Below are 17256 nucleotides of genomic sequence, written 5' to 3'. Positions count from 1 at the left end.
GGTACTTCCCAAAAGGAAACCATGACAGGCTAAAGGCATGGCTATAGAAAATATGGCCATATAAAGATATCCCTACACTGGAACCTAGTCAGGCAATGTCACTCCACAACGCTGATCCCAAAACCCTGCAACCTGCCTCATCGTCCAGCGGACTAGAGCGCCCAAGCTGCGCGGTAGAAACCACCATCGCCATCATCGGTGGCCGCTGGAAGGTGCTGATCTTGCGGGAACTGCTGGGCGGCGTGAAGCGGTTTAACGAACTGCATCGATCGCTCACGGGCATTACCCAAAAGATGCTGACGCAGCAACTCCGCGAAATGGAAGACGACGGCATCGTGCATCGCGAGGTCTATCAGCAGGTGCCGCCCAAGGTGGAATATTCCCTTACGCCGCTGGGACAGAGCCTGGAGCCGATCCTGGCGATCATGCACGAATGGGGAGAGCGGTATTTGGCAGAGCAGGGAGAGCGGTAGAGGTGGGATTTTGGATTGTGGATTGGGGAGTTTGGATTTGGGAGCCTACCGTTTGCCTGCAAGGATCTGAGCGGCGGCGAGGTGAAGCTCTGGAAAGGTAGGCGATTGAATCAAATCATTTCCAAATCATTTCTTTGATATTCTGCTGCGTCGTAGAATTGCTCCAGCGCATCCGCCAACTGTTTTTGGGTCAAAAATCGCTGAACCCGGAGCCTCATTAAGGGCGATCGCGCTGCTTGCTCAAACACTTACCCAACCCACCCAACTCCATTAACGCTTCTCCCTCTTCCCTCTTCGTTCTTCGTTCTTCGTTCTTCCTTCTTCCTTCTTCGTTCTTCGTTCTTCCTTCTTCCTTCTTCCCCTATCCCTCGTCTTCCAAAATATCGCCCAGATAAAGCTGCACAAACGCCCGCGCCGCATCCGGGTTCAACTGCTGGAGCGCTTTGGTAATTTCCACAATCGTTTCGGAACTGGGTTCTCGCTGATCGCGCACCCACTTAAACACCGCAGAGCGATCGATTCCCAGCATCACAGCAAGCCGATTTTGGCTGATGCGATAGGTTTCTAAAACTTCCTTGAGTGCTTGGTTTGCCCGTCCCATGCCCCAATCCTGTCAGAGGATGGGTGAGCCGTAAATGTTGTCTCTATAGACAACATCTGATAAATTTGATGTTGTCTCTGTAGACCACATTTGACAAAAAATATGGCAAAAGAATGTCTCTCAAACAGCGCTGAGTCCCAGGTTCCCGCCACACCGCCGGAGAATCCTGAGCGGGAACCTGTGAAAATTATGGTGGTTGGCTCCCGCTGGGCGGTGCTGCTGATCATCCACACGCTGCATCGGCTGGGGTTCGCGCCAGCGGGCGAGTGGAGCAAGCTGCAAGTGGAACCCGCCACGCGCCAGTGGATGAGCGTGTTGACCAAGTGGCTACGGCGCTAGCCGAGTTTGGATTTTGGCTTGGCGATTTTGGATTTTGGCTTGGGGAGCGAAATGCTATCCCTGCTGGGCTAGAAAAGCTGGCTCACCAGACAGCGAAAACCGGGCAAGACCGGGCTAGTCAATTCATCTTGCGGATACAGCGTTGCCACCAGCTTCAGCACCGCCTTCTCCCGGCGATACACTTCAACACTTTGGGTCTGAACATTCACAATCCAGTATTCCAGCACCCCCCGCACTGAATACAACTTCAGCTTGGCTTCCCGGTCGCGCTGTTCATTCGTCTTCCCCGGCGACAGCACCTCCACCACCAGTTCGGGAGCCGCCGTGAGATGCCCTGCCTCATCCAGCAATTGCGCCAGCCGCTCATGGCTCGCCCACACCACATCGGGAATCACCGCGTCCGATTCCGAAAACACAATCCCAGGGTTGATTGCGGCTTGCCCTAGCCCACTCTGATCCGACCAGAGCTTGAGCACCGCCCCAATGTTGACACAGACCGCTTGATGTTTCCAATCGGGCGCTCTGGTCACAAACAATTCTCCGTCAATGATTTCGTAGCGATTGGCCCGATCGCCCTCAAAGAGTGCCAAATCAGCCGTTGTCCAGCGGACGGAATGGGTGGTGGACTGCATAAACCCCTCGCCATGCATGTTTTGATCCTACAGTATCGGTCCAAGTCCCTTGCATCAGCCCAAGCAGCCGGGTCAGCCCGCGTTACGCTCAGCTTGCAACTGAGCCAATAGCTCCTGCGTCAGGGGATGGGCAGACAACTCGCCCGCCCGCCCCGCCTGCACTGCCGCAAGCAGCAGCCCCTCAAAGTTTTTCCTGACTGTCTGAGTAGTGGGATGGTCTTGCCCCAACTGGCTGACCACAATCGACAGCGCCCTCAAATACAACGGTTCTGCCTCGCTGTAGCGTCCCATGGACTCATACAACAGAGCCAAACCGTTCAAACTGATGGCGGTGTGGGGATGGTCTTTGCCCAACTTCGCTTCATGGATGGCGAGCGATCGCCCATACAACGGTTCCGCCTCACTGTAGCGTCCCATTGCACGATACAACCCCGCCAAATTGTTCAAACTCCTCGCCGTGTCGGGATGGTCTGCGCCGAGCTGCGCTTCGCGGATGGCGAGCGATCGCCCATACAACGGTTCCGCCTCACTGTAGCGTCCCATTGATTCATACAACCCCGCCAAATTGTTCAAACTCGTCGCCGTGTCGGGATGGTCTGCGCCGAGCTGCGCTTCGCGGATGGCGAGCGATCGCCCATACAACGGTTCCGCCTCACTGTAGCGTCCCATTGCACGATACAACTCCGCCAAATTGTTCAAACTCGTCGCCGTGGAGGGATGGTCTGCGCCGAGCTGCGCTTCGATGATGGCGAGCGATCGCCGATACAACGGTTCCGCCTCACTGTAGCGTCCCATTGCACGATACAACTCCGCCAAATTGTTCAAACTCGTCGCCGTGGAGGGATGGTCTGCGCCGAGCTGCGCTTCGATGATGGCGAGCGATCGCCGATACAAGGGTTCTGCCTCGCTGTAGCGTCCCATGGACTTATACAACTCCGCCAAATTGTTCAAACTGGTGGCCAGGTCTAGGAACTGCTCATTTTTTTCCTGAAGTGCGATCGCTCTTTCAAAATATTCAATTGCCTGAGCTAGCTCTGCGGGATAATCCAGCGCTTCACCTGTTTCTAAGCGCTTGGCATAGATACGTCCCAGTTGGGCATAGAGCGTGCCTAACAGCGGATCGGCCGGGTTTTGTTGCTCTACGTTTTGCAACAAAGCTTTCAGATCTTCGAGGAGCAGCAGCGCGTCGTCGTCCAGTTTGGGCAGATCTAGGCCAAAAGTGCGGAACGGTTCCAACTCTCGAGCAGGGACGGTGATAGTTTTGCGGGAAACAAAGCGAAACACGCCTTTTCGCCAGCCCCAAAAATCCGGCGATTTGCGGCTGAGATGCCCCAGAATTTGATACGTTACCCAGATCACGATAGGAAAGCGGAAGTCACGCAGGGCCTCGCGTGTCCATTGCAAATAGCCAAAAAATCGGTCTTGCTCGGAGAGTTCGTCGCTCTGGCTCAAAAAGGAAAGCCGCTCGGCTCCGGTGAGGGTTAGCACGGCTCGGCCCCCCTGCTTGAGATATTCGTCGTTCTGCACAGCAGTATAGATAGCGGCCCTAAGGCTGGGTTCGTCTTTATCCAGCACCAGTCGGTAGGCTTTTACCTCTGGTGCAAGGTCGCGTTCGTATCGGGCAATGAGGGCTTCGCGCAGTTGGGAGTCATCGCACACCGAAATTAGCAAGCTAAGCTGCCCCTCGCTGGCTTCAATCGCAGTCAGCAGGTCATCGTAAGCGTTCTGGTTTTGTGTTTCTAGGTCATGCGCTGGGGAGGCAGTCATGAGAGTTGCCCTTTCAGCTTCAGCAGGTCGATGACAATTGGGTGCAGGTCATACCAGATCTCGGCGTTGCGGTATTCCAGCACATGCAGCCCGTGCAGCAGGTCAAGGAATGCCTGAGCTTTGGGGTCGTCGGGCTGGAGCCGTTCATAGGTGGTTTTGAGAATATCGTAGTCCGCTTTGCTGAGGGTGGTTTCAAAGTCCAGCCGCAGGTCTTGCACAGCCTCCTTCAAAATCTCTGCATCAATAACAGTTGCTTCGTCGGGTTGGCGGCGCACCCGCCGCAGGCACAGCCGACAGCAAATGTTCGACAGGCGAATCAGCTCTCGCAGCACGCCGCCGCTATAGAACACAATTTGCGTGGCGATTTCAGGCGGCAGCAGTTCGTCAGAAATCCGTCGATGCAGGATGTCACAGAGCGGCTGCACATTTGCGGCAATGGGCTGGGCATCGGGTAGGCGGCGATCGCCCCGGGCAAACAGCTTGCTCACAGGCATCACCACAATTTGATCGTTCGACTCTGTAACCAGCACGGCTCTGAGCGCAGAATCTCGCAGCGACGAAACGGGAATTGTGTAGATAATCCGAAATGCAGGCTGGAATAGCGCCTTAATGTGGTTTTTGAAGATTTTCTCGACATCACCCAGATCTAGCTTGTCTAGATCGTCAATAATTACCAAAACTTGTTTTCGAGTAGCAGTCTGGATCTCAGCGGTAATGATGTTGATCCGGGCAATCAGTTCCGAAATTTTCTGTTCAAATTCCTGCTTAATTTCTTCCCGCACGCTGGCTTCCGTCTTCAGAATACCTTTCACGAACTTGAAATCAAACCCAGCCGACAGATCAGCGCTGACGGGCGTTGACGACTCAATGCGGGTGCGCGTAGCAAACCAGCGAAACAGCGGGTCTTTGAGCGAGGGCTTAATTTCCACACCTTCCCGCTCAGCTTCGGTAATCAGACTGACTGCAACTGCGTACAGAATATTGGTGTGGCTGACATCTGGCGACTCAAACAGATCTGCAATTGAAAAGAACACCACAAAAAAGCCATTCTTTTCGCAGCGCCGCCCAAACTCTGCCAGCAGTGTCGATTTACCGCAGCCGCGATGTCCGGAGAAGATTGTCTTGCCGCTGCGCGTGTCGTCGTCTTCGATCAGTTGCTGCAACTCTTCCAGAACTTCTTCACCATAGCTGACGCGAAACCGATCTAGCTCTCGCTGATCTAGCAGCGGCAGCAGATCTAGATTGCGGTAAGCTTCCTTAAACTTGGCAAGGCGATCGCCCGACATAACTCCTAAATCTCACTCAACCCAAGACCCGAAATCCAAAATAAAACCCAAAACCACCCCACCACCAACCCTGTGCGATGAATCTGCTTTGAATCGTAGAGGATCTATGAATCGAATTAAACCTGCGACGGGTCAATCCCCAATTCCCGCAGCTTTGCTGCCAGACGCTCTGCCCGCTGGCGTTCCTGCTCTGCCCGCTGGCGTTCCTGCTCCTCTGCCTCTTCTGCCGACAGGATCAGCGCTCCGTCGGGCGTGAAGAAGCGCAGCCGCTGGTGAGCAATGCCCAGGTATAGCCCCAGTTGCTCACTCCAGAGCTTGCCGTCTGTGGGTTCGATGGGCTGGTAGGTTCCGCCGATCAGCCGAAAGCCGGACAGTTCGAGCGTGTTGGGGTCGAGCCAAAAGTATTCGGGCGTGCGGAATGTGTTTTGGTAAAGCTCCTTTTTTGCGCCCTTATCAACGGCGGCGGTGCTTTTGGAGAGGATTTCTACAATCACGTTGGGGTATTTGCCATCCTCCGCCCACACCACCCAGCTTTTGCGCTCTTTTAGCTCCGTGTCCAGCACCACAAAAAAGTCGGGCCCTCGAAAGTCGCGGGTGGTGATCTTGTCCTCGCTGTAGTAGATGGTCAGGTTGCCCGTGACATAGAAATCGGTGCGGTCGGCCCAATAGCGCTTCAGCAGGCGAATCAGCAGGTCAATCTGGTCGCGATGAAAGTCAGATTCCAAAGGGGGTTCGTCGCTCCATAAATCGGTGGGGGGCAGGCTGATGTCTAGCTCTTCTGCCAGGGCTGCCAAGTCTTCTGGAGGAATGGCGGATTGGGGGGAGGCAGAGATAGTCATTGCAAAGTCCACCGAATCGATTGGGTCATCCAACGTCTTGGATTCACAGTCCTGTATCCAAAGTCCCAAACCTTGAAGCCGCTTGGGGTGTATCTCACTTTTGTAACCCTCACCCTAAATCCCTCTCCCAAAGCGGGAGAGGGACTTCCAATCCGGCTCCCCTTCTCCCTTTTTGGGAGAAGGGGCTGGGGGATGAGGGCAAGCTTGCATACTTGCATAACTGAGATGCGCCCAGCCACTTGTGAATACCTTTATTTATGCTTAGTGTATACCCTCAGCTTTTCGGAGCAGAGGACGACTCCCCTTCTCCTGACTGGTCTTCTCTTGACTGGATAACCGTTCCATCGCCATGAAAGTCCTCCTGCTCGGACTCATCCACTCCTACCGCATCCTAATCTCGCCGCTGTTTCCGCCAAGCTGCCGCTTTCAGCCCACCTGCTCGCAATATGGACTGGAGGCGATCGCCCGCTACGGCTCCATCAAAGGCGGCTGGCTAACGGCAAAGCGCATCGCCCGCTGCCACCCCTGGAGCGAAGGCGGCTATGATCCGGTGCCGACGGAGGAAAAGTGACAAATGGAAAAAAGAAGAATGAAGAACGAAAAACGAAAATTCTTAGGCATCTCCCAAACCTGTCCTAAACCCTCTTCCCTCTTCGTTCTTCGCTCTTCGTTCTTCCCTCTTCGTTCTTCCCTCTTCGTTCTTCGTTCTTACTCCGCTGGCGACGGGCTAGGTGAAGCAGCAGGAGTCGGCTGGAGCCACGCATCGGGCGATCGCCCCACGGCGGTTTCAAAGTCGAGCGAGACGAGGGAAACATTGAGGTTCTGCGGATTTTCTGGCGCGTCAATCAGGGCGTAGATAGCGCTCTGGTTAAAGTTTTTGTTGCCGAGGGCGAGGGTGTGGGGTTTGCCGTTGGCGGTAAATTCGATGGTGGTGGGGGGCTGGTCGAGTCCGTAGGTGGCGAGGTCAGTCGGGGGAATGGAAAAAGTGCGATCGCTCATCCCGGTCGCCAGTAGGTTTGCCAAAAACGCAACGGCGGCATCGTTGGCCACGCCCTGCTGGGGCTGTTTCATTTGCCACACGCCATTTTCGTCTTTTTCAAAGAGCAGCGTTTCATTGGGCTTTTTCACGGTCAGCGACTGGATCTGGCTTTCCTCTATTGCAAACAGCTTTTGCGGAGTGGTCTGTCCTGCCTCTTCGGTGCGTGGAGGCTGCTGCAACGACCACAGGCTGACGCTGCCCAAGATCAGCGCGGCAAAGAGGAGCCAGAAAGTAGCAGGCTTGAGTTTCATAGCGCAGAGTAACAATAGCGAGGGATTGGAGGGCTAGAGGGTGGGGGAATCGGTGCAAAGTCTAGTACAAGTTTCTAGTGCAAAGGCCTGATGCAAGGTTCTGATGCAAGGTTCTGATGCAAGATTCTGGTGCAAGGTTCTCAGGTATACGCCGAACCTCGATTAGCGCCGTCGCCACCACACGCCCACCGCCAGCGCCAGCCCCGCCAGCGGCAAAAAGACCAGCGAGGCAAGAATCAGCGCAATTTGCTGGGAGGGAGAGAACAGCACGCGGCGATTGGTGGGTTCGGCAGCGCGGACAGAGAAGGTGGGGTCGGCTTCCTGACTGAGCCAGCCAATGGCGTTGAGGAAGAGGTCGCGGTTCAACTGCTGGTCGATCAGGCCGTTGGTGGCAAACGTGGAGTTGCCGATCGCCACCATTCGCACTTCGTCCTGAACAGGCGGCTCCTCTGCGTCGGGCGAGGGGCTGGGGGCGGGCGCGTTTGACAGGCGACGGCTGAAGGCAGCGCCCAGAACGAGATTGCCCTCTGGCGCTTCGGGGTCAAGCTGGAGCTGGCCGTCTTCGCCGATTTGCTGGGCCTGGGTGCGGGCATTGGTAAACAGCAGCGGGGTCATCTCTACGCCCTCGACTTCGCCCAGTTCCAGCGGCCGCGCCAGGGGAAAGAAGGTGATGCCGTTGTTGAGTCCGTCGGTGATGGGGTGCGGGCCATATTCCGTGATGATGGTGACTGCGCCATCGCGGCCGGCGGCGGGGTCTACTAGGATGCGATCGCTAAAGGCAACGCCCCAGCCTTCCAGCAAATCGTCCAGTTCAGGATTCGCCTGAGGATCGACCAGCAGCAGCAGTCCGCCCTTGCGGGTCTGAAAGTCCTTGAGGCGAGTGATTTCTTCTGCCAAAAGCGGCCGCTGGGGGCCAGCCACCACAATCACCGCAGCGTCGGCGGGAATTTCGGCAGTGTTTGCCAGGTTCAGCGGTTCTGCCTGAAAGGTTTCGTCCGTCAGGCTGGTGAGGGCCTGGGACAGCCCACCTTGACCGGGGTTCAGTTCCCGCTCGCCGTGCCCTTGCAGGAAGTAGACCTTGGTCTGGCGATCGCTCGTAATCTTCACCAGCGCAGTGGTCAGCCGTCGCTCCGAGAGGCGCTGGGAGGGGCTGATGGTCTGCACCAACTGGCGGCGATTCCCGGAGGCATCGCTTCGCGAATCGCCCTTCTCTACATACACTTCGCCAAAGTTCTGCACGCCAAAGCGCTCGGCAAGTCCGGGCTGCACCTGCGGATCGACATATTCATAGGCGAACCCGTCAGGATTTTGGCGGCGATAGTTTTCCAGCAGATCGCGATCGGCAGGATTCGGTGCCAGGTCAAAGATCCACACTTTGACGGGATCTTCCAGCGACTTCACCACCTCCTGCGACTGGGGCGCAAGGGTGAACAGGCGATTCTCTGTCAGGTCTAGGCGCGTGTTGTAGCGCGTCGCCAAAAAGTTTGTGAGCAGGAAAATAGCCAGCACTGCCAGCGTTGCCAGCACCGCATTTGTGCCCGCCTGGGTCGAGCGTTTGCCCCATAGTCCCTGAAATCCGCTGGCCTGCGACCCCAGCCACACCACCAATAGCCCAATGCCCGCGCTCAGCAGCCCAGCGGGTATGGGGCCCCAGGTTCCTGCCACCAGACCTGCCGTTAGCCCCATGAGAATCAGGAACAGGCCAGGCCAGATTAGGTGTTTGAGTTTGAGGTAGGGACGGAGGGGTTTCATGGGGAAGAGGGAAGGGGGAAGAGCGAAGAGAAAAGAACGAAGAACGAAGAACGAAGAACGAAGAAGGAAGAGGGAAAAGGGAAGAGAAAAGAGGGAAGAGGGGGCTTTTGTGGGGGGTGGGGTGTTTTTGGGAACGCGGGTTAGGAACGCTGGAATCGGAGGGCTTCGATGGATTGGGCGGTGAGGAAGATGCCCAGCAGGATGTAGCTGAGGTAGAGGACGAGGCTGCTGGTGTTGAAGATGCCTCGGCTGAGGTCGTTGTAGTGCTTGATTAGCGAGAGGTGGGCGATCGCCTCTCCGGTGGGGCCGCCGACCCCGTTGGCGATTAGGTCGGTGACCCAGAGCAGCAGCATCAGCCCAAAGGTCAGCACGGCGGCGAGGATGGTGCTGTCGGTGAGGGAGGAGATGAACATGCCCAGAGACAGCACGGCGGCAGCCATCAGAATCAGTCCCAGATGCCCCATCAGCAGCACGTTCAGGTTAGCGGCGGGGTTCGACGCGGCAAACAGGGTGCTTTCATACAGCAAAATGGGCAGCAGCATGGTGATGAAGAAGGTCAGCACGCCCAGCAGTTTGCCGACGGCGACGGCCCAGTTGGTAATGGGCGAGGTGGCCAGCAGTTCCAGCGTGCCGCGCTTGCGCTCTTCGGAATAGAGTCCCATCGACAGCATCGGCAGCAAGAACAGCGCCAGGGAACCCAGCAGCCCCAGAAACACGTTCAGGAACTGGTAGGGCACGTCTACGGGTGGGTCGGTGATGCCGGCCTGGTCGCGCTGGGCAACGGCGGCAAGCAATCCCTCTGGGCCAAACAGAATGACCACGAAGAAGAAGCCGCTCAGCAGCCAAAACACGGCGGCGATCGCATAGGCAAAGGGGGAGGCAAAGTAGCTCTGGAGTTCTCGCCGATAAATTGCCAGAATGTTGCTCAAAATGACGCGCATCTAGGCTGCTTCCTCCTCGGATGGGGACTGGTTTTGGGGTTCATTGGAAAGACTGGGGTCGGGGTCGGCGGGCGCGTCGGCCATGGTAAGTTCCAGAAACACCTGCTCTAGGTCGGCCTGCACCCGCCGCATTTCATACAGCCCCAGCCCTGCGCCGATGACTGTGGCGGCAATGTCGCGGCCGGGGTCGGTTCCTGGATTGGAGATGACGCGCAGTTTGTAGCGGTGGGGCGGCAGCCCTTCGACGGTTAGTGCGGTGACGGACTTTACGCCTGCGAGGTATTGCAGCCGCTCCTGTGCCACCAGCAGCTCGCCCTCCACTTCTAGCTCATAACCCGCGCCGCCCGACAGGTCTTCCATCAGGCGATCGGGCGTGTTGGTGGCGACCACGCGGCCGCGATTGATGATGGCGACGCGGCTACAGGTCATGCTGACTTCCGGCAGAATGTGGGTCGAAAGAATGATGGTGTGGTCGCCGGCCAGACTTTTGATCAGGTTCCGCACGTCGATGATTTGGCGCGGGTCGAGGCCGACGGTCGGTTCGTCCAGCACGATGACGGGTGGGTCGTGGACGATCGCCTGGGCAATGCCGACCCGCTGCCGAAAGCCCTTAGACAGCTTGCGAATCAGGGTGTCTCGCCGTTCCACTAGGTTGCAGCGCTCTAGGGAAGACTGGACGCGCTGGGGGCGATCGCCCGCTGCCACGCCCTTCAGCCGCGCCACAAAATGCAGAAACCCTTCCACCGTCATGTCGGGATAGAGGGGCGGCGTTTCTGGCAAATAGCCAATCCGCTGCCGCACGGCCATCGAGTCCTCATGCACGTCGAACCCGGCTACGGTAGCAGTGCCGCTGGTGGCGGGCAAGTACCCGGTCAAAATCCGCATCGTTGTTGTCTTGCCTGCCCCATTTGGCCCCAAAAAGCCCAAAATTTCTCCTGGCTCCACCGAAAACGTCACATCGGTAATCGCAGGGGTGGAGCCGTAGACTTTGCTGAGGTGTTCGACGGTAATCATGAGGGGCGAACAGGATGAAGGGTTAGGTCGTGTTGGCGCGAGGGAACAAGCGGGGTTTGGGAAATTCTGAGGTTTAGGGAAGATCTAATTCCTGAGTGACTTCCTGAGGGGCGCGACGAATGCAATTGCTGGAGTCCATGAAAACGCTTGGCGAGCAATCCAAAATCGCAAGTCCAAAATCGCAAATCCAAAATCCAAAATCGAGAATCGACCTTGGAGGATCGAAAGCGCTCCGGAGCAACATTCCCAATCTTTGCTCTCTCCACTCCCAACAACGGCAAATTGTAGCCAACATTGCGAATTTTCGATCTGACGGAGATGTGTCAAGCGTGTGACAGCGCCTCGAAGTTCTTGTCTTGCGACTGATTCAGTGTGGCTGATTCAGTGTGGCTGATTCAGTGTGGCTGATTCACTGTGGCTTATGCTTTGCGGCTCATGCTTGGCGACTGATTCACTGCGGCTCATGCTTTGCGATTGACTCACTGCGGCTGATGCTTTGCGGCTCATGCTTTGCGACTGATGCTTTGCGGCTCAGGTTCCAATATCTGACCCCTAGCTCGACCCTTAGCTCGGCCCTCAGCGCAATTCTTGGTTCAGCGTTGACCGACCACGCTCCACCAGACGAGGAGGGCGATCGCCCCTAGACCGACGTGCTGTGGCAGCAGATTTTGCAAGGGCTGGCGGGCGATTTTTTGCGTCAGGAAAACGCTGAGGGTGAGGGTGCTGAGCAGCGTCACGCCCTGTAGAAACGCAATCACGGCGGGATGGGCCACGATGACAGGCATCCCTGCGCTGCTCAGTCCAAAGGTGGCGAGAGTGACGGGCACAATGCGGCCGGCTTCGGTCAGTCCCAGATGCAGATAGTGCGCCAGGTTGCAGCCCAGCACTAGGGGCAGATAGCCGTAGGCCAGTTCGATGAAGGGCTTGGGCTTGGGGGTGATGCGCTCGATCAGGCTGTGGCAGAGGAGGGCGATCGCCCCTGGCAGCACCAGCGCGATCGCCGCCAGTCCGGCATGAAGCGCAAAGGGGCCGAGCGGAGCCGCGTCGTATTGCAGCAGCGTGGCCAGCAGATCACTGTCGCCAAACCCCAGCAGCGTCAAAATTGTCGGCAGCCGATGCAGCACCACCGCCCCCGCCAGCAAAAACAGCAGGCACACCTCCGGCCGCGTGGGCTTGTGGGTGGTCCAAAGTTCAATGCCGGGGGGCCGCAGGTTGAGTTCTACCGAGCGGTGCGGACAGGCCTTCAGGCAGGTCATACACAGCACGCAGTCGCGGTTGTCCTGAAGCTGCGCCGGGTGCGAATAAATTGGACAGCCGCCGGTTTCCTGTCCTTCGCCCTTTTGGGGCCCGCCCTTATAGCACTGGTAGGTCGTGCAACTGGCGGAACAGATCCCCTGCTGCGCCCGCAGTTCAATCATCGACAGCTTGGCAAACAGGCCGTTCATGCCGCCGATGGGGCAGAGATAGCGACACCAGAAGCGCCGCTCAAACAGGAACGAGAAAATCACAGCTCCGGCGGTAATCAGCAGCAGCAGGCAGGCAGAGAGATAGGCTGTGTTCTCCAGATGCCACAGTTCTTCCCAGAGCAAAATCAGCGCAAATAGCCCAAACAGAAACCAGCCGCCCCATTTTTCTGCTTCTGGACGCGACCAGGGCAGCAGCTTGCGACCCAACACGCTGGTTGAGACTTTTTGCGAAATTTCGCCGTAGATCATAAACGGGCACACCGCGCACCACAGCCGCCCCACAAACGGGAAGCCAATCAGCACCAGCGGCCACCACCAGGCCCAAAAGAAATTCAGCGCAAAGTTTTGGTCGCGGGTCTGCGGCCCCAGCCAGAGAACTGCAATCACCAGCGGAAAAAACCAGACCGTGAAGCCGTAGTTTATCCGGTCGGGCCACCACGGGCTGCGGAGAAACTGGCGCAGCTTGGGATAGGCGTTGAGCAGGTTGACCCGAAAGCGGCGGGTCTTGCTGCCCGTTGCCCAAAACACCTCTTCCGTTAGCACGGGCGCACCGCTGGACTGGATGATGGCGCGGCCGACCATGCCCTCTAGCTCCGTCAGGTTGCCGGGAAAGTCGTAGCCCTGGAGCCGCCGCAGCGCCTCTGGTGCAAGGGTGGGACGGGCCAGGCCGCGCGAGGAACAGTAGAGGCTGATGTAGTAATTCACCTGGGTTTCGAGGTCGGCCTTTCGCACGCGCAGGGGCGGCACTTTGATGGCGTGACCAACGAGGCGATCGAGTTCGGGGAGCGATCGCTCTGAGGTGAAGATCATTCGCGCACCCGACTGACGCGGCTCTGGTTCTGGATCGCCTTCGCGGGCGACAGGACGGTAGGTTCCCGTTTCCAGCAGTTCCGCCAGCCTAGGCTGGAGCGCCTTGGGCACGTCCTGCACGTTGTTGATTAGCAGCGTGCCGTTGCCCAACCAGCTCAGTAAACCGGGCTTGCCATTCACCCGGCCAAACAGGTCTGCGCCGCTGGGTTGCAGCATATCGCCGTTGAGCTTGATCATGGGCTGCTTGCGATCGCCACTGCCAAAGTGGATCAGCGCGGCCGCGTTGTCCTTGCCCAGCCCCGGCTCGCCAAAGATGAGAACCGGACGGCGATCGCCCGCTGCTTTTTTGATCTCCTGCCGCAGCCGCACCGCATAGCGACTCGCGCCCACAATGCCCCGTCGCACCTTGGGCACCAGGTAGGGACGCAGGGCCGCCTGTCGCTCTTGCTCAAAGACAAGCTGGGAACTGAGTTCCGTCACCTCGTCTGCCAACTGCCGCGATACGGTGCGGTTTAGCTCCGGAAACTGCGCCACTAGGTCGCGGAATGCCTCGCGGGGCACGGTCCAGATTTCGCAATCGCTGAGGGTGATGACGGTATGTTCCGCAGGCGTTTCGAGCAGCAGTTCCTTTAAATACAGCACCGAACCGGGCAGCAGGCTAACGGTGTCTGCCACGCTGTCGGGTCGGGTGCGATAGCGCTCCAGCCGCCCCGATTTCAGAATGTAAAGCGCTTTGGGTTCGGTGTCTTCCAGCGCCAGCCGATGGTTTTCGGGAAGACGGATCTCGCGAACCTGCTGGGCGATCGCCCTCACCGCCGCCTCCGATAGCTCCCCAAACTGGGTCTGCTGCTGTATCCACTGCACCCGCTCGGCAATTTGCATGGGGCAACCTCATCGCGTGGCTATCCAGGGTCAATCATTCTTGCTTTTGGGCGTTCCTGCTTTTGGGCGTTCCTGCTTTTGGGCATCGGGGCAATTTCGGAGAGGCCGGCCTTGTAAATTTAAAGTTCTGATGTGTAATCTACTACTCTATTTTCAATTCTGAATAGATTGTTAATATTTTGGGATTAAGCCTTTTTGAAACGACCCGCATGAAAACGGTAGATCCGGTCTCAGTTGAGATTATGCAGCAGGTGGCGGAGTATTTCAGCGTCCTCAGCGAGCCGACCCGCCTCCGCATTCTCAGCGTCCTCCGCAACGGCGAACGGTGTGTGCAAGATTTGGTCGAAGCGACCGCCACCAGCCAGGCCAACGTCTCCAAGCACCTGAAAGTGATGCTGCAAGCAGGCATCCTCTCGCGCCGCACCGAGGGCACCTCTGCATACTACAGCGTGCAGGATGACCTAACGTTTGAACTGTGTAATCTGGTGTGCGATCGCCTCGCCAGCCGCATCGAACTCCAGGCACGCCGATTTCGAGCCTTTGGGCTGACCAGTGGGCAAGTCTTGAAGCGGTCGGTATGACAGGATCTTGAGGGGCGCAGAAGCTCAGCGAATCCCTGTTTCGGAAAGGGATGCCCCTAATACGGGTAAACTCCCGGCGAGAGGAGCAGCCGCCGCTGAGCCTCGGTGAGGCTGGGGAACTCGTCAGGATTGTAGAGCGATCGCGCCCAGGCATTCGATCGCGGCGAGTATTTATAAAACAGGGTGCGCCGCTCTCCCTGGCCGCGCCAAGGCAGCGTGCCGTGGGTCAGCGCTTCGGTAAACAGAATGGCGCTGCCTGCGGACACGGCCACGGGCTGCATACAGGCGGGCGGGTTTTCCAGATCGCGCCATTCATCGGGGAAAGGGGCATTACTTTTGTGGCTACCGGGAATGCAGGCAAAACCGCCCTCGCCGGGGCGCACGTCCCGCAGTTCGTAGGCGACGGCCGTCAGCCCGTTATACATCCGCCCATTGTGAACGTGGTAATACTGACAGGGGTCGTAGGGCGTGCCGCCGCCGTGGAGCCGCGTGCCGATGGGGCCGCTGCCCTGGCGGATGACGTGCGTGTAGTCGTGATCCAGCCGGAATCCCTCGCCCAGCAGGATTTTCAGGTAAGGCATCAGGGGCGGCAGGTCGATCAGGGCTTGAAACGGCGGCCCCCAGGGCAGCAGCCCGTCCCAGCGAAACCAGGTGCGGTCAGGAGCATTGACAGGAGCATTGACAGGAGCATTGACAGGAGCACTGACAGCCGCAATTTGGCGATCGAGTTCGGCATTGAGCGCGTCCAGTTGTGCCGCCGTCAGCACGTTTTCCAGCACCAAATAGCCCTGCAAGTCGAATAAGTACCATTCTTGTGCGTTCAAGATTGTCTCCTGAATCGGGAATTGTTGGGAATTAGCTGCGGAATAGTCGGGTGTAAAGCGTTTCGTGGGCCATGCAGGCGATCGCCTGTCCCCAACTGCACGCCCCAAAGTCGTCTTCGGGTAAGACGAGCGCTGCGTCGGTTGTGCGGGCGATCGCCGGAGCAAGGCCCAGCAGCAGCCGTTGCCCCGCCGTTTGCCCCAGCGGAATCAGCTTCACGCCTGCGTTGACCAAATTGCTGGCCCAACTGTGCAAATAGCCAAGGATGGCAGCCCGCGAGTCGATCTGCCAGTGGGCGGCGGCGATCGCATACACCACGGCAAAATTCACCGCAAAATTTTCGGCTGCGTTGCTGGTTTCCCCGCAAGCTTCCAAGAGCGGGGCAACGCCGGGGTCGAGATCCAGCAGCAGCCGATAGAGCGATCGCCCCATTTGCCAGCTTTGTAGCCGCAGTTCCTCCGCCTCGCGCAGCGCCGACAGCCATTGGTTCCAATACCCTAGAGCAGGAAAATCGGGGGCGATCGCCGCCTCGTAGACCCGCGCCATCACCGCCGCCTCCAGCCGCATCGCTCCAGCCGCCAACTCTTGCTCAATCCAGTGCTGCAAGCTGGCTACATCCGGCAATTGCCCCCGCGCCACCAGCGTCTCCAGCCCTTCGGAGTAGCTATAAGCCCCCACAGGCAGCGCCGGACTCGCCAACTGCAATAGCCGCAGCAGACGCTCTCCACCCAACGTCGCGTCACACGCCATGAGAAGACTCCTGCGAACGCTCACTTGCAAGCTCACGGGAATGCTGAAAAGAACCTGCTTGAGAACTCATTTCAGAATGCTGACGTAAATGCTCAGGGTGATGTTTATCCTCATTAGAATGGTCATGTCCGGGATCATGATCATGACCATAATCATGCGAATGTTGATGCGAATGGTGGCGCGAATCTTGGTCTGAATCGCGGTGCGAATGATGGTGCGAATGCCCTGGCTCCTGACCACCGAACCCCAACCCTTCATAGGCTCCCGTCTCTGGCTGAAAGGGACGCTCCTCCAGTTGCAGATGCAACCCCATTTTTGCCACCATATCTTGCAAAACGGAGTCGGGAGAAAAGCGCAGATAGGTTTCTGCGACCTCCAGCGGCACATGGCGATTGCCCAGATGATAGGCGGCTCGCAGCAGCGCCAGCGGCGTGTGGGCGGTGACGGTGACGACGGGTTCCGGCCGGGCCACCACGCGCACCCGCTCTCCCGAAGCCGCCAGCAGCACGTCCCCATCTCGCAGCACGGTTCCCCTGGGCAATTGCAGCGAGCAGGGCACGCCCTCCAAGGATTCAAAATAGTGGCGCGATCGCACTCGTTCCTCTGCCGTCAGCAGCAGCGTCAACTCAGGAAACACTTCGGCAGGCAATTCGGCGCGATCGCCCGGAGCAGGGAGCCGTTGGGTGAGGACAAGCATGGCAATAGCAATGGTCTGAGATTTTGGATTCGCGTTCTGAGAGATTCCCCAGGGATTAGTCAGGGCTTTGCGATCACCCCCAGGGTCTAAAAAGCGCTATGGAAGTAGATTACACCCGAATCAGGAGTCATCCACAGTGCTGTGCAGGCTAATACTGGCTAGTGCAGCGCCAACCCTGGTCACACCCATCAGCGAAAACTACCGGGTCGAGCGCCAAACCGGTCAACCCTCACAACCCCAGCCCTCGCCAGTGCGTTAGTCTTGCCCTCATCGGTCGCTAAATATTGGCATTTCATAACCAGAAAGCGATCGCC

At 57.8% G+C, this 17256-nt stretch carries 17 protein-coding genes; 4 read left to right on the top strand and 13 right to left on the bottom strand.

Annotated features, from left to right (window positions below):
* Nucleotides 1-95 precede the first annotated feature (95 nt).
* Complete coding sequence (locus tag HNI00_RS10815) at nt 96-473, top strand: winged helix-turn-helix transcriptional regulator (protein ID WP_316793192.1); 378 nt, start codon at nt 96-98, stop codon at nt 471-473.
* A gap of 361 nt (nt 474-834) precedes the next feature.
* On the opposite strand, the gene HNI00_RS10810 is transcribed toward HNI00_RS10815, so the two are convergent.
* On the bottom strand, nt 835-1074 hold the full coding sequence (locus HNI00_RS10810) for a helix-turn-helix domain-containing protein (protein ID WP_316793190.1): 240 nt from the start codon (nt 1072-1074) through the stop codon (nt 835-837).
* Between the two features lie 102 nt (nt 1075-1176).
* On the opposite strand from HNI00_RS10810, the gene HNI00_RS10805 reads away from it, so the two are divergent.
* Complete coding sequence (locus HNI00_RS10805; protein ID WP_316793188.1) at nt 1177-1413, top strand: hypothetical protein; 237 nt, start codon at nt 1177-1179, stop codon at nt 1411-1413.
* A 68-nt stretch (nt 1414-1481) separates the two neighbouring features.
* On the opposite strand, the gene HNI00_RS10800 is transcribed toward HNI00_RS10805, so the two are convergent.
* The 4 genes from HNI00_RS10800 to HNI00_RS10785 all read right to left on the bottom strand — a co-directional run bounded on the left by HNI00_RS10800 (nt 1482) and on the right by HNI00_RS10785 (nt 5892).
* Entirely contained in the window at nt 1482-2045 is a 564-nt protein-coding gene (locus HNI00_RS10800) for a Uma2 family endonuclease (RefSeq protein ID WP_316793186.1), read from the bottom strand.
* A gap of 72 nt (nt 2046-2117) precedes the next feature.
* Nucleotides 2118-3812, bottom strand: a complete 1695-nt coding sequence (locus HNI00_RS10795) for a tetratricopeptide repeat protein (RefSeq protein WP_316793184.1) — start codon at nt 3810-3812, stop codon at nt 2118-2120.
* Complete coding sequence (locus HNI00_RS10790; protein ID WP_316793182.1) at nt 3809-5098, bottom strand: P-loop NTPase fold protein; 1290 nt, start codon at nt 5096-5098, stop codon at nt 3809-3811. The genes HNI00_RS10795 and HNI00_RS10790 overlap by 4 nt, the downstream gene beginning before the upstream one ends.
* Before the next feature lie 116 nt (nt 5099-5214).
* Nucleotides 5215-5892 carry a Uma2 family endonuclease gene (locus HNI00_RS10785; protein WP_420156347.1) on the bottom strand — a complete coding sequence of 226 codons (678 nt, stop codon included), beginning with the start codon at nt 5890-5892 and terminating at the stop codon, nt 5215-5217.
* Between the two features lie 394 nt (nt 5893-6286).
* Between HNI00_RS10785 and yidD the strand changes: the two genes are divergently transcribed.
* Complete coding sequence (yidD, locus tag HNI00_RS10780; RefSeq protein ID WP_205370053.1) at nt 6287-6508, top strand: membrane protein insertion efficiency factor YidD; 222 nt, start codon at nt 6287-6289, stop codon at nt 6506-6508.
* 137 nt (nt 6509-6645) lie between these two features.
* Here the strand turns inward: yidD and HNI00_RS10775 are convergent, their stop codons facing one another.
* The 5 genes from HNI00_RS10775 to HNI00_RS10755 form a co-directional block, all read right to left on the bottom strand.
* Nucleotides 6646-7227 (bottom strand): DUF4340 domain-containing protein, encoded by a 582-nt coding sequence (locus HNI00_RS10775; protein ID WP_316793178.1) that lies wholly within the window; start codon nt 7225-7227, stop codon nt 6646-6648.
* A gap of 162 nt (nt 7228-7389) precedes the next feature.
* Nucleotides 7390-8979 (bottom strand): GldG family protein, encoded by a 1590-nt coding sequence (locus HNI00_RS10770; protein WP_316793177.1) that lies wholly within the window; start codon nt 8977-8979, stop codon nt 7390-7392.
* A gap of 140 nt (nt 8980-9119) precedes the next feature.
* Nucleotides 9120-9920 (bottom strand): ABC transporter permease, encoded by an 801-nt coding sequence (locus HNI00_RS10765; protein ID WP_297079862.1) that lies wholly within the window; start codon nt 9918-9920, stop codon nt 9120-9122.
* Nucleotides 9921-10934, bottom strand: a complete 1014-nt coding sequence (locus tag HNI00_RS10760; protein ID WP_316793173.1) for an ABC transporter ATP-binding protein — start codon at nt 10932-10934, stop codon at nt 9921-9923.
* Between the two features lie 593 nt (nt 10935-11527).
* A complete protein-coding gene (locus tag HNI00_RS10755; protein ID WP_316793171.1) occupies nt 11528-14092 on the bottom strand; it encodes a sigma 54-interacting transcriptional regulator in 2565 nt (854 codons plus the stop codon).
* 209 nt (nt 14093-14301) lie between these two features.
* On the opposite strand from HNI00_RS10755, the gene HNI00_RS10750 reads away from it, so the two are divergent.
* Nucleotides 14302-14673 carry an ArsR/SmtB family transcription factor gene (locus HNI00_RS10750; protein ID WP_172357293.1) on the top strand — a complete coding sequence of 124 codons (372 nt, stop codon included), beginning with the start codon at nt 14302-14304 and terminating at the stop codon, nt 14671-14673.
* 56 nt (nt 14674-14729) lie between these two features.
* Here the strand turns inward: HNI00_RS10750 and HNI00_RS10745 are convergent, their stop codons facing one another.
* From HNI00_RS10745 to ureE, 3 genes are read right to left on the bottom strand one after another with little or no spacing between them, the layout of a single operon-like run.
* A complete protein-coding gene (locus HNI00_RS10745; RefSeq protein WP_316793168.1) occupies nt 14730-15497 on the bottom strand; it encodes a phytanoyl-CoA dioxygenase family protein in 768 nt (255 codons plus the stop codon).
* A gap of 31 nt (nt 15498-15528) precedes the next feature.
* Nucleotides 15529-16245 (bottom strand): urease accessory protein UreF, encoded by a 717-nt coding sequence (locus HNI00_RS10740; protein WP_316793166.1) that lies wholly within the window; start codon nt 16243-16245, stop codon nt 15529-15531.
* On the bottom strand, nt 16235-16942 hold the full coding sequence (gene ureE, locus HNI00_RS10735; protein ID WP_316793164.1) for an urease accessory protein UreE: 708 nt from the start codon (nt 16940-16942) through the stop codon (nt 16235-16237). The genes HNI00_RS10740 and ureE overlap by 11 nt, the downstream gene beginning before the upstream one ends.
* Between the last annotated feature and the right edge of the window lie 314 nt (nt 16943-17256).

Origin of the sequence: Thermoleptolyngbya oregonensis NK1-22 (assembly GCF_032705245.1) — a bacterium.
GTDB lineage: Bacteria > Cyanobacteriota > Cyanobacteriia > Elainellales > Elainellaceae > Thermoleptolyngbya > Thermoleptolyngbya sichuanensis.
The sequence above is the reverse complement of the archived record's forward strand: the minus strand, read 5'-3'. Positions and strand labels throughout refer to the sequence as shown.